At 38.6% G+C, this 13,371-nt stretch carries 12 protein-coding genes; 2 read left to right on the forward strand and 10 right to left on the reverse strand.

What is annotated here, in order from left to right; all coding sequences use genetic code 11:
* The first annotated feature begins 70 nt into the window (after positions 1-70).
* Positions 71-349 carry a YtzH-like family protein gene (locus BGM26_RS12370; protein WP_217040114.1) on the forward strand — a complete coding sequence of 93 codons (279 nt, stop codon included), beginning with the start codon at positions 71-73 and terminating at the stop codon, positions 347-349.
* Here the strand turns inward: BGM26_RS12370 and BGM26_RS12375 are convergent.
* The 9 genes from BGM26_RS12375 to BGM26_RS12415 form a co-directional block, all read right to left on the reverse strand.
* Positions 337-1,119, reverse strand: a complete 783-nt coding sequence (locus BGM26_RS12375) for a phosphotransferase family protein (RefSeq protein ID WP_217040115.1) — start codon at positions 1,117-1,119, stop codon at positions 337-339. The two genes, BGM26_RS12370 and BGM26_RS12375, sit on opposite strands and share 13 nt — an antisense overlap.
* A gap of 610 nt (positions 1,120-1,729) precedes the next feature.
* On the reverse strand, positions 1,730-3,880 hold the full coding sequence (gene pulA / locus BGM26_RS12380; RefSeq protein WP_217040116.1) for a type I pullulanase: 2,151 nt from the start codon (positions 3,878-3,880) through the stop codon (positions 1,730-1,732).
* 466 nt (positions 3,881-4,346) lie between these two features.
* Positions 4,347-5,345: a nuclease-related domain-containing protein gene (locus BGM26_RS12385; RefSeq protein WP_217040763.1), complete on the reverse strand. Its 999-nt coding sequence runs from the start codon at positions 5,343-5,345 to the stop codon at positions 4,347-4,349.
* A 358-nt stretch (positions 5,346-5,703) separates the two neighbouring features.
* Positions 5,704-6,276: an RNA 2',3'-cyclic phosphodiesterase gene (thpR, locus tag BGM26_RS12390; RefSeq protein WP_217040117.1), complete on the reverse strand. Its 573-nt coding sequence runs from the start codon at positions 6,274-6,276 to the stop codon at positions 5,704-5,706.
* A 150-nt stretch (positions 6,277-6,426) separates the two neighbouring features.
* Complete coding sequence (dat, locus tag BGM26_RS12395) at positions 6,427-7,281, reverse strand: D-amino-acid transaminase (protein WP_217040118.1); 855 nt, start codon at positions 7,279-7,281, stop codon at positions 6,427-6,429.
* A gap of 64 nt (positions 7,282-7,345) precedes the next feature.
* Positions 7,346-8,764 carry a dipeptidase PepV gene (pepV, locus tag BGM26_RS12400; protein ID WP_217040119.1) on the reverse strand — a complete coding sequence of 473 codons (1,419 nt, stop codon included), beginning with the start codon at positions 8,762-8,764 and terminating at the stop codon, positions 7,346-7,348.
* A gap of 259 nt (positions 8,765-9,023) precedes the next feature.
* Entirely contained in the window at positions 9,024-9,710 is a 687-nt protein-coding gene (locus BGM26_RS12405) for a DUF3600 domain-containing protein (protein ID WP_217040120.1), read from the reverse strand.
* Complete coding sequence (locus BGM26_RS12410) at positions 9,710-10,285, reverse strand: sigma-70 family RNA polymerase sigma factor (protein ID WP_217040121.1); 576 nt, start codon at positions 10,283-10,285, stop codon at positions 9,710-9,712. The genes BGM26_RS12405 and BGM26_RS12410 overlap by 1 nt, the downstream gene beginning before the upstream one ends.
* Before the next feature lie 167 nt (positions 10,286-10,452).
* Complete coding sequence (locus BGM26_RS12415; protein WP_217040122.1) at positions 10,453-11,727, reverse strand: M48 family metallopeptidase; 1,275 nt, start codon at positions 11,725-11,727, stop codon at positions 10,453-10,455.
* 400 nt (positions 11,728-12,127) lie between these two features.
* Between BGM26_RS12415 and BGM26_RS12420 the strand changes: the two genes are divergently transcribed.
* A complete protein-coding gene (locus BGM26_RS12420; RefSeq protein WP_217040123.1) occupies positions 12,128-12,349 on the forward strand; it encodes a DeoR family transcriptional regulator in 222 nt (73 codons plus the stop codon).
* Between the two features lie 60 nt (positions 12,350-12,409).
* Here the strand turns inward: BGM26_RS12420 and BGM26_RS12425 are convergent, their stop codons facing one another.
* On the reverse strand, positions 12,410-13,129 hold the full coding sequence (locus BGM26_RS12425) for a pseudouridine synthase (protein ID WP_217040124.1): 720 nt from the start codon (positions 13,127-13,129) through the stop codon (positions 12,410-12,412).
* Positions 13,130-13,371 lie beyond the last annotated feature (242 nt).

Consider the following 13,371-nt stretch of genomic DNA (forward strand, 5'->3'; position numbering starts at 1 on the left):
AAAAAAGGAATTCACAACCTAACAAGTGAATTCCCTTTTACAAGCAATTAAGAAAGAGAAGGTGTCAATTATGCCAATTAACCATCAGGATCAGTTGAATTTATTAAAAGATATATTAAGCAACCATCAAACCGATTGTTGCGGCTCAGTTTCAGAATGTGAACAATTAGAACGATTAGTGAAATCTTTAATGGTTCATCCGAATATGGACCAAAGGACAAAACCTGTATTGGAAGAAATATATTATTACGGTCAAAATGGCAGAAACTCTTCCCAATTGGACAACCATATAGAATTACATCAACAGGAGCTATCCCAATGGGTGAATGATATCAATCAGTTTTCTTGATGAATTCCCTCTAAAAATTGCAGCCATTTATTCATCTCTTGTAAACGGTACTTACTTTTATGCCATTGAATCGATGTCAATGTTTGGGCAATCGCATACCACTTCATCCTTAACATTAATTCATCTGTCAGCATCCGCCCATAGCGCTCGACCCAGTCTGCCCACTTTTGCTTCGGGATGTACCAGTATAATAACATGCCCATATCCATGGCGGGGTCTGCAATCATCGCCCCGTCCCAGTCAATTAAGTACAACTGGTTGTTTTCAGCTAACAGCCAGTTGTTATGATTAACGTCACAATGGCAAACAGTCTTTTCCTCACATTGGATATTTAATATTTCTTCTCTAAGAAACTCGATCGAATGAGCGACAGCTTTATTCTCCTTTAGTTCCACATCCACTTCTTCTTCGATCATGTGGAGTAGAGTTTCTGGATAAAGTGGAGATTTCCCCAATCTTTTTAACATACCAAGCAAGGGTTCTGAACTATGAATCTTATTCAGCAGCCTTGCCACACGTTCATTGTTCATTTCAGCTTGCTTGAGCTCTCTCCCATTTAACCATTTCTGGGCAGTAATAACGTCACCGTTTTCAAGTCTCTTCGTCCAAACAAGCTTAGGGACAATTCCCTCAGCGGATAAAACAGCTAGAAATGGAGATGAGTTCCGTTTCAGGAACAGTCTTTGTTCTTTATGCTTGGCAAAAAACGCTTCTCCGGTTGCACCGCCTGCGGGAACAATCTCCCAGTCTTGTCCAAATAAATGTTCCAAAATTGTTCACCTGCAATTTGTTAAGCCATTGTGTAAAACAGCTATGATAGAAAGCATAAGGCTGCCAATTGCTTCAATTATATTTTTAACTTTATTCAGCGGAAGTCTCTTAACGAATATAATTGGGAAGAGAATGCAAATAGGTATGCAATTCAGTAGGGGTTCAAACCCCGGCTGAATAAAGTTAAGCCTCTGGCGGATGCCCCAGGTTTTTTAAAGGAATATATCGAGCAAGCTCGATAAAAATCTGGGTGCAAATACGCCAAGGCGAATTTGATCCATGCGCCTTGTACATGTATATTGACAGAAAGAGAAGGCGGACCCATAAAAAGCCCACCAATCCGAATTCATTTTATTATTGGATTAAGCTCTTTTCGCATATATTGTTGTTTTTAGCCTTCAAAGTTTGCCCGTTGATTTTCATATAAAATCACTCTAAAAAAGCAATAAAGTTTACGAAAACAGCCTTGGATTAAAATAAAAAAAAGCTATTGATGCAAGTATCTCACAATAGCTCTCTTTATAAATTTTATTCTTCCTTGCTTTTTTCGTCAAGTCCATTTATTTTTGTTTCAAAATAAGTTAGTGGATAGTGATATCTTTTTAGTAATTATTGACGAACTAACACATAGGAGCTGACTGGCATAAGCAATAAATCATGTTTAACATGCCTGGTAGGGCTCATATCAGCATGTTGGTCATCCGCAAGCACTTCCCATTCTCCTTCTGGTAAATTAATAGGTTGTTGAACGAGGGCGGGATTAATAAAAACAATGATCTGGCTCCATTTTCCATATTCCCGAACCTTATCAAGCGTATAGCCAATAACCGGTCTATTAACGGACAAGAACTGCATATGCTGACGTATTTGTTCTGCGGTTGAGAACCTAAAAGCCCTATGTGTCTTCCTTATTTCGATGATCCCTTTAATATATTTAATGTTCTCTGAAAATCGCCCTTTACAAGCCCAGCTCAATTGATTCACATCATCAGGTGATTGATAGCTATTGCCAATTCCCTTTTTTGACCTGAAGAACTCCTGTCCGCTGTGCAAAAACGGGATTCCCTGGGCAAGCATCACCATAACGGTTGCTAGCCGATGCTGCCGCTTTTTTATATCGTCATCTATCGCGGTGGAGCAAACAGATAGTTTATCCCATAATGTATGATTATCATGAGATTCCACATAATTTACGGATTGGACAGGTGAAAAGAAAAGACCTTTTTCTTTTTTTTCAAGTCCAATGCTCCCTGCTAGAACCTGTCTTGCTGCTTCGTAATAATGTTCATTTCCTAGTGCATACCCCTTATCATAAAGATTAAAGGTACTGCCTTTTATAGAATCCCTGAACCAGTCATTAAATTGGCCAATTCTTGGAAGTTTTTCCTGATTGCGGATACTTGCTTTTTTATCCCCTGGGATTGGTGTATTCAAATCCCAGCCTTCGCCGATAATTAGTGCAGACGGATCTACCGAGTCAACAACTTCCCGAATTTGACTCATCGTTTCAACATCAAGAATCCCCATCAAATCAAATCTGAAACCATCGATGAAATATTCATCCATCCAAAATCGGATCGAATCAATAATAAATTTCCTGGTCATTAATCTTTCGGAAGCAATATCATTCCCAACTCCGGTACCATTTGAGGGCATGCCGAATTCATCATGCCGAAAAAAATAACCGGGGACAACTTTTTCAAATGAAGAATTCTCGCGGATATATACATGATTATAGACACCGTCCATAATGACCCTAAGCCCTTGGGAATGAACAGCGTGAATCATCGACTTCAATTCCTTGATTCTCGTATATGGATCAGCAGGATTTGTCGAATAGCTCCCTTCAGGTGCATTAAAATGCAAAGGATTATAGCCCCAATTATAATCTTTTTTCGTGCCTCTCTCGTCCACACCTTCGAAGTCATGGAATGGAAGAAACTCAAGATGCGTAATGCCAAGCTCTTTTACATAGGAAAGACCGGTTATAGTCCCATCCTCTCCTACTGTATTTAATTCCCCTACTCCAAGATAGGTCCCTTTTTTTGTTATTCCACTGTCCGGATGTATTGTAAAATCCCTGATATGAGTTTCGTAAATAATGGCATCAGTGGGCTTCTCTAAAGGAGGAAGGGGCAGCTTTTCAATTTTTGTTTTTTGCAAATCAATGACAATCCCACATTCTCCATTAACGGTTACAGAAACGGCATACGGATCAACTGCCTCTCTCCATTCCAAGTTAACACAGACGAGAAAAGTATAGCGGCAATTTTCTAAGTCACCAGTTACTGTAATTCCCCAAACCCCTTTTTCTTCCCTGCTCATATCGAGCGTTACAGGGTCGGTTTCCCCTTCAGAAATCAATTTTAGCTTTACCTTCGTAGCTGTAGGTGCCCAAAGCTTAAAAGCGGTTTGCTCTTTTTTATATAAAATCCCAAGCGTACCTTTATAAAAAAAAATTTCATCAAAAGCATCTGTCCGAATAACAGCACCAATTTGCAAATCCGTTTTTCCTCCGTACTCATCCAACACCCAATATTGCTCTCCAATCATTGGCACTAAATCCGTCTCGCAAATATATTTCACCGCATCGCCTATTGGTGTGCGGCTAAGAATGGTTACTTGCAGCTCGCTCTCCCCGCTGTCATTTATTAACGTAAATTGAGAAGAGGTTCCTCCATGGTATTCATAAGGAATTAAGACCGTAATGATTCGCATTTCATCTAAATAAGCGTAAAAATTACGATTGATGGAATTCATTCGTGCTCAACTCCTTTATATCCTTTTCATTGATCGAGTCGCTTAATAATAATGTCAGAGTTATACGGATCAAATTCGCCTTGGGGTATTTGCGCCCAGATATTTACCTTAGCTTGCTCGATAAAAAATCTGAGGCATCCGCCGGAGGCTTAGTTTTATTCATCCAGGGTTTGAACCCCGGCTGAATTGGATACCTTTTTGCATTCATCTTGGTCTTATATCGTTTAGAGACTTCTGCTGAATAAAGTTAACGGTGTACAGCCAATGACCACCTCATCTGCATTTTGGCAGGCAAGGGGGGTTATAAAAGTGATATTAATATTAATTGCTTTACCAGTTAATGTTTCTTCTTCTTAAAACGAAACATGTCCTCAAAAAAAACGATAAAAAAATTCTTTGGTAGTAGCAGGTTTTTACCTAAGGATTCGCGAGATAATAGATGCCTTTCATAAGTGTCATCAGCGACTTATTCTTCATGAGGAAGCTCCCATTCAAGCCTTCTTATCGATGTTGTTTGACAAAATTGCAGCAAAGCTTGTGCACCTTTTAGCTGTGTATGTTTTAGCGGCGAACGAAGATTCCTCATCTGATTAAACCATTCTTCATAATTCCTTCTTTCAATTAGATCTACATCAAAAGGAACGGAAGGATAATCAATATAACCATTCCTGCATAATACAACTTTATGGATAGGCAAATCGATATCATTCATCTGAAAAATTTGCCGGACAATCTTCTCGGTCCGGTTGAGCGCTAATAATGGATTTAAGATTTTTTTCTCCTCGCCTTTGCCGCGCTTTATCCAGAACCGCTCATTTGCCCCAATGAAAACAGCCAGATCTTCCTCTTCAAGAAAGCTGACACACCATATGCCTGTTGGGCTTATGATGATTGTATCTACTTCGACCGGTGCTTTCTTTAGTAAAAAGATAGGAGAATATAGAATAAGATACGTATCTGGAAATCTTTGAAGAAAGTATTTTAGTTGTTCATCATAATAAAACGATCGATCTACAAAAGATTTCTCAGTCAAAGTTGAGCTGGCCCATTTCATTTGAAAGTGAAATAATTTGTCTAGAAATTGCTGTTTTAAATCTTCTTTCGTATCTGGTCTATAAGTAAAAGAGGTTTCAAAATCAAATGACGCTCCTTCTGAGCTCTCTTCATCCTCTGAATTTTCTTGTTCGGAGGTGAAAAACGGGGCTTCATCTTCTATTTCTTTTTTTCCTAGCTTTAAAAATCCCTTTAGCTTTTGCATAAGGGGCTGTTTTTCATCCTCGAGCCAGTCAAGAGTCTCTGCCTGAGTTTGAAACCCGCTTTCGAAAAAAGAATCATCATTATTTTCCCATGCTATTTCCAATTTTCCCCACTGTTGTTTTTTAAGCCTAACGTAACGGGAAGGGTATAAATAGATATTTTGTTCATAACGTGATACATAATCTTGTAATTTTATTAACTGTCCCATTTCTCCATGCCCTGCCTTGTTTTTTTCTGTGTTTAAGACTGTTTTCACATTAATTGTTGTTTTAGCTTTCAAATATCGCCCGTTGATTTCCGCTGCGGGCACTTGCTTTCCGTGGGGAGTGACGGGAGCCTCCTCGGCGTTACCGCCTGTGGGGTCTCCCGTTCCCTCTATTCCGACAGGATACTGCATTTACATCCTTGAATCTGCCCACGCACGAAGGAAATGCGATAGCATTTTCGAGGAGTCAAGTGCCCTCCGCTCCAATCAACTCAGATTATTAAATAAAATCACATTATAAAAGTAACAAACTTTACGAAAACAGCCTAGCTAAAAGATCATTAGGAAATTTATGATTAGTTTATTCGTCCATTAATGGAAAGATAGCCATTCTTTCGTATTTGGGCGTTTGATCTAAATGTGTTTGATATAAAACCACTTCATTCGCCTTGAAGTGAAGGGGTGAATCTTGAAACGGGTTTTGATCATTTAGGAGGCTTCCTTGGAAAGGTTTGCTCTCAGGCCATTTTCTTGCAAGTGTAATATGTGGCTTAAATGACCTTGTTTCTAATTCAAAGCCTGCACGTAAACAAGCGGAAAAAACAATGTCCCGAATGACGGATAATCGTTCCTCTTTAACAGTGTCCGCCCAAAAAATCCTTGGGTTATCCCCTTTTCCAAAAACCCCGAGTTGGTGAATTTGAAGCGGAAAGGATTTTTGCCCTTTTAACCCTTCCTCAACAAGTCTTCTGGCATCCTGCAGCTTTTCCGCTGGGGCTGAGCCAAGAAAAGCCAAAGTAATATGGTAGTCTTCATGATGAACCCATCGGTGAAACGGAAAATTCCCCTTTAGGTTCAAACATGCATCCTTCATCTTATACTTTATTTCCTTAGGTAAACTGAGAGCAAAGAAAAAATGCGCCTTCCTTTCCATTCACAAACCCCCATTAATTAACAGACATTTTCACCTATTTTAACAAAGTTTGGGGAGGTACACCAATCGATAACAGCCACCACTCGGATTTTGTCGAATAATCTGCGATAAAAAAGACCACTCGGAAAAACCGAATGATCTGGTTTTATTTTACAAACTTCCGCATTCCTTCTCAATTTCTTGTATCAAAAGCTCCTGTAACTTTCTTGTTACTGGTCCAGGAACACCGCCGCCCACTTTTTTTCCTTCTATTTCAACAATGGGTGTGACTTCTACTGTCGTACCAGAAAGGAATACTTCATCCGCCTCCAATAGGCTTTCCACTGTATAGGTAGCTTCTTCATAAGGGATTCCATTCATTCGGCAAACTTCCAATACTTTCTGCCTTGTTATGCCGTTAAGGATCAGGTTATCCGCCGGATGAGTCATGACCTTTCCATCCTTAATGATTGATATATTGGATTGGCTTCCTTCTGTAACAATATCGCCTCTGTGCTGGATTGCCTCGAAGCAACCAGCTTCCACCGCTTTTTGCTTAGCCATTAAGTTTCCCAGAAGATTAAGGCTCTTAATATCACAAAGCAGCCAGCGTATGTCTTCATTTAGAATGGCTTTTACACCTGTTTTCATATTTTCGACAGGTCTGCCTACTTCTCGGGTATATGCTATAAATGTTGGGGCAACATCTGCTGCCGGAAACGCGTGATTTCTAGGAGATATCCCTCGGGAAACTTGCATGTAAATTGTTCCAAGAGCAAGCTGATTTCTCTCCATCAGCTCTTTTAGCAGCTCTTTCATTTCATCAACGGTATAAGGGATTTCCATCCCGATTTTCTTTCCACTTTCAATCAGTCGCTCCAGATGCTCAGTCACCGTGAACATTTTCCCATTATAGACACGGATGACCTCGTAAACCCCATCCCCGAATTGATAACCGCGGTCTTCAATATCGACTTTCGCCGCTGAACGTTCATGAAATTCTCCATTTATAATGACAAATTCCATTTTCCCTGCACCTCCCTTATGCTGTATCTTAGATTATTTGCAGCAATTTTTTCAGATTTTTCTCTTATTTAGCAAGTTCAAAAATCGCCTGTGCGTATATAGCCGTTGCTCTTAAAAGGTCCTCGATATACATGTATTCATCCTTTTGATGGGCAATATCCTCTCTCCCCGGGAATAAAGCTCCAAATGCCACGCCTGAACTTAATGAGCGGGCATAAGTCCCGCCGCCGATTGAAAGCAGTTCTGCCTTCTCACCTGTTTGCTGTTCATAAACCTTTTTAAGAGTCTGAATTAGAAAATCACCTTCATCAACATGATGCGGCTTAGAGTCAGAGAAATTCTCAATGGCAAAAAACTCATCCATTAGTAATTTTTCTAAGCTTTGCTTTGTTTCATCCATATTATTCGTTACAGGATAGCGTACATTCAGACCAAGACGGCCGCCTATTTCCTTTGAATAAGAAAGTTTCCCAACATTGATCGTTAAGTCACCAGTAATATCATCGGAAAAGGCAATCCCTAGCTTCTTTCCTCTCGAATCTTCAGAGAAATATCGGGTTACAAATTGAAAATACTGACTTGCTTTCGAATCAATTTTTAAAAGTGATAAAAAATTCGCCATATACAAGCCTGCATTTTTTCCATTATTAGGTTCCATTCCGTGAGCGGAAATTCCCTCTGCTTCTAGAATAAGCTCCCCATTATCCATATAATATTTTCCGGTTAATTCATGCTGCTTCAGAAAATCAGCATACTTCTGAATGATTTCTGTTGGTTCTAGTTGCACGACAAGGGAAGCCTTTGCAAAATCGGGAACCATATTATATCTTCTGCCTGATTGGAAAGAGATGACTTTAACCTGAGGATCCTCTTCTTCATTATGACTGTTTGTCATTTGTACAAGATCAAAATCCGAAATGCCTTTTTCAGCATAAATAATCGGAAAGTCCGCATCTGGCGCAAACCCCATTGCTGGCATTTCTTCATGCTTAAAATAATGATCAACACAGCGCCAATTGCTTTCCTCATCTGTCCCAATAATCATACGAACACGTTTATTAAGAGGTAGTTCCAATTCCTTAACAATCTTCATCGCATAGTAAGCAGCCATCGTCGGACCTTTATCATCGATCGCCCCTCTTGCAAAAATTTTCCCATCACGAATTTCTGCACCAAATGGATCGCTAGACCATCCGTCTCCTTCCGGCACAACATCGACATGGCAAAGAATCCCGACAATCTCTTCACCTTTCCCAAACTCTAAATGCCCTGCCAAATTTCCCACATTCTTTGCTGTAAACCCATCTGCCTCACCAAGCTGAAGCATAAAATCCAATGCATCCTTTATGCCTTTTCCTAACGGTGCATCTGCAGTAGCATTCTCTTCATCAAGTACACTTTTTATTTGCAGCAGTTTTTTCGTATCATCGATTAGTGTTTCCTTTCTTTTTTCAACTTCTTTTTGCCAATTAATTGTATTCATTACAATTCCTCCTTATGATTTTTGAAAATCCCTAAATATGTACACTATTAAAAAACTGCATTTCCCTTTGTTTCGTTCATTTTAAATAAATTATATCAATTAAACCTTTCATAAGGAAACCAATTTATGATCAGCATGTAATGCCTTTAATAGTTGCTCGGTTTATCTTTCAATACAAAAAATCAGGAATTGATCGTTTCCTGATTTTTTGAAATTGGAGCTATTTTTAATTTTGGCTGTTTTCGCATATATTGTTGTTTTATTGGTTTTGCTTATCATTTACATAACTAATAAAATTTCTTGCTTGTAAAAATTCTGCTTGAAGATGTGGAAGGATCATTTCTACTTCTATGGATCCTTCACTTGGATTTAGTTCACTTTGAACAATTACTTTTTCGTAAGTCATCAAAAATTCAATATACTGCTTATATTCCTCAGAAGTTAACACTTCCTTACTCGATTTTTGCCCATTTAACCGATCAAAATATGGTTGTATTTCCATTAAGCCCTTCTCAATTTCAGCTACTTTTTCTGGTGGGACTTTATCATAATCAATATTTCCATATTGGTCTGCATATTCGATTTTAGCACTTGTCACTACATTTAATAGTTCTTTGAATTGCTCATAGTCTTCTTTTCCTAATTCACCTTTCGCTTGTGACAATTTCGCACTTAAAAGTAAGTACCCCTCCATTGTTGCATTTGAGATATGTTTTTTTAGATTGTCGAATGAACCATATATTTCATCTGCGATAAAGGATTGATAAGCAAATGCACTCGTCGGGATGACCAATAATGCAATTAACGAACTTGTAACTAAACGTTTTTTTATTAGTCCTCTTCGATTTGTGATACTACTCATCACTTTTACTTTTAATGCTGGAGACGGTATTAGTTCTTTTCCTTTTTCCTGTAAAGACTCCCTTAATCTTTGATCAAAATTCATTATACATTCCCTACTTTCTCTAAAAGTATTTTTCCATTCTGCTCCTTAGCACGCAACTTTGTTAAGGCTGCATTAATTCTTGACTTAACCGTTCCAATAGGAATCTCTAAGATTTTAGCTACTTCCTCTTGAGAATGATCATTTAAGTAGCGAAGAATAATGACTTGTTTCAGTTTGAAAGGCAAATCATTTACTAAATGTACGAGTTGTTGGTTTGTCATTCTATCAATGACATCAGTAGAAAAGTCCATTTCCGTCACTTGCACGTATTCTTCAGCCTTTTTTACAATCCGTAAAAACATCCACCTTTTTCGCCGATATGCTTGGATTTGTTTGATCACAATTCCTATTAACCAAGACTTAAATGGGCGATTTCGATCATACTTTCTCAGAGATTTATACACTTGGATGTAAACTTCCTGAACCAAATCATCGACATCAGCTTTTTCCTCTATAAGAAAGTGAACGTTTTTATAGACATCTTGGATTGTCTTTTCATAAAGTTCACCGTATGCCTGTTTATTACCTGATAAAATTAGTTCAATGATTTGATTATATTCGTTTTTATTGTCCATTCCTTTCACCCCCTTATTTCTTATACTCTATATTGGTAAGATATAATGATTTCGTTCGATTTATTTAAAAAAGATTCTAAGCCATTCTTCCCATAATACAAACTTAATTGCAACATCGAAAAACCTAAACAAAAAAACTGCTCTCCGTATGAAGAGCAGTTCCACTTTTATTGTTCAAGCAATTTGATTAATTCTTCATTTTCATATTCTACTGCATAGTCATAGGCTGTATAACCCTCTGAATCTTTGAAAGTGGGATCAGCTCCATATTTTAAAAGCAGTTTCAATATGCGAATATCGCCACTAAATACGGCATTCATGAGAAGACTAGTATTGTAGCTATCAACTAAATTTGGGTTTGCTCCTTTTTCAAGCAAAAGCTCAGTAGCCTCAGCATTTCCGTTATATACGGCCCAATGGAGTGCGGTTGAGCCCTCCGCATCCTGTTCGTCCAGATCAGCACCGTCTTCAAGAAGCGAATGTATCATTTCCACATCATTTTCACTTGCCGCAGTCATTAGTGGCGTGGCGCCTTCGATTCCTAATGCCATTTCAGTCCAAAAATCCAATTTTTCGATTGCCTTAAATCCAACCCATAATCCTGCAGACAAGACTGTTGCTGCAAGTATGGCACCGAAAAGACCGAGCCATACCCTTCTCATTGGTTCTTGCATCTCTTCTGTAGCATCCTTCGAGAAAAATCGCGATAAAGCATAAATTCTTTTCGGCAGATGTGGATGCGTCGATAATTTTTCATTTAACCACACAAAGAAACCATGTTCGTTTTGAAGCTGCTCCATATATGCCTGCTGATTGACCTTCGGATACAATTCTTTTCCAATTGCCAGCATCGTTAACGCATCCTTTGCCGCTTCAAAGGATTCAATATAAAAGGCTGCATAGCGATCACAAGTATATTCACAAGCTCTTAAATAGGCATTCCCCAGAAAAGGAACCCACATAGCCGGTAATAGCAGGAAGCTAATCATGACATGCTTTCTTTTTAAATGGGCGAATTCATGAGCGAGTACAAACATTACCTCCTTCTCCGCACCTCTCTCAATTAATTCAAAAATCCCCGAATAAAGCACAACCATATTTTTTTTGAAAAATCGGGTGGCAAAAGCGTTTAAAACACCTTCTGATTCAATTACATAAATATCAGGCATAACAGCAAGTCCCATATCCTTTGCTGTCATTCCTGCCTTTTCATATAGATCCTGAAACTGGTTCTCACTTATTTTAACCCCGTTGCGTCTTATCCCACCCATCATAATTCCATGTAACACAACCGATAAAATAATTAAGGTAAGGATTAAAATGATACCAAACATAGAAAAAGCTAGAAAGATATACGCTAAAATACTAAATAAAACGACAAAAGCAAAATAAATATTCTCTTTCGGATGAACCAACTGCTCCCGAAGTGATTGTTCCTGCAAAAACCTTCATTCCTTTCAAGCTATCTTTTAAAAAAACCATATTTGATTATAGAATGAATAGAAATAATTGGATACAGGGATTAATACCCTTTTTCCCCTATTTTGAGTATTCCAAACATAAAACAAGCATGGGGTACCATAAATTAAAATTAAAAGACGTAAGAAAAGGAGAGAAGGTTTATAAATATTTTGTAAATTTATCAATAAAGTAGAAATCATCAAAAAATATGGTTACAATGTATATAAAGATATTGACATCTAGAATAATCACCGGAAATTTGCAAAGGAGTTGGCTGGGGCAAATAAAACTACAAATGCTTGAAGGATATGTTCCTTCAATAAAGCTGTCTGTTGCAGATAAATGCCATTGGTTTGAAAAAAGGATAGGGAGTGGTTTTTTTTGAAACCTTCAACTAACCGGATGTTAAACCGTATCAAATCCGTCTACATGTTTATTAATAAGCGCGGAACTGTAACAACTCAGGAGCTTGTAGAGGAATTTGGGATTACTCCTCGCACCATTCAAAGAGATTTAAATGTTCTTGTTTATAATGATTTAGTAACGAGTCCAAGTCGCGGCAAATGGACGACAACGCAAAAGAAAGTGAAGATGTCATCGTAATAAAGAGTCTTGTTTTCGTAACATTAACTAAATAAATAAAATCGCCGGTAGAGGCGATTTTTATTTGGCTTCATATTCCATTAATTTTTTTATTTCCTCATTGGTTAATTCCCTATACTCTCCAAGCTCAAGCGTTTCATCCAGACTGAGCGGCCCCATCGAAAGCCTTTGTAAATAAATGACTCGTTTCCCGACTGCCTCAAACATTCTTTTGACTTGATGGAATTTCCCTTCAGTGATGGTCAGTTCAATATCTGATGTCAGCCCTGATTTAACAATTTTGAGCTCTCCTGGTTTTGTTTCGTAACCATCGTCTAGGATAACGCCTTTCTTAAAGGCAACAACGTCCTCCTCTGTCACTTCACTATTAATCACCGCAAAATACGTTTTCGGGACATGCTTTTTTGGTGACAATAATCGGTGTGCAAGCTGACCATCGTTCGTTAACAGCAGCAGCCCTTCAGTATCTTTATCAAGCCTGCCGACAGGAAACGGAGAGAAGACGAGGTCCTCCATTGCCAATAAATCCAAAACGGTTTCATGCTGGGAATCCTCTGTAGCCGATATCACACCTTGTGGCTTGTTTAGCATTAAATAAATAAATTCCTTATATTCGACCTTTTCACCGTTTATTGTGACAACATCCTTCTCTGGATCGACATGCTGTTTTGGGTCCTTTACCTTTTGATCATTTACCTCAACAGCCCCATCCTTTAAAAGCTTCTTTACATCCTTTCGACTGCCATAGCCTAGGTTGGCTAGCATTTTATCAATTCTCATGCAAATCCCTCCTTTCATCTAAAAAAGTTGATTTGATTCCTCGTTCCTATTGAATTCCCATATTGAGCTTTTGCTTCTAGGCTGTTTTTGCATATATTGTTGTTTTAGCCTTGTAAGTTTGCCCGTTGATTTCCGCTGCAGGCACTTTTCTTTCTCGCGGGGAGGGACGGGTGCCTCCTTGGCGTTACCGCCTGTGGGGTCTCCCGCTTCCCTCTATTCCCGCAGGATACTGCATTTACATC

This window comes from Bacillus sp. FJAT-29790 (assembly GCF_019039215.1).
Taxonomy (GTDB): domain Bacteria; phylum Bacillota; class Bacilli; order Bacillales; family Cytobacillaceae; genus Cytobacillus.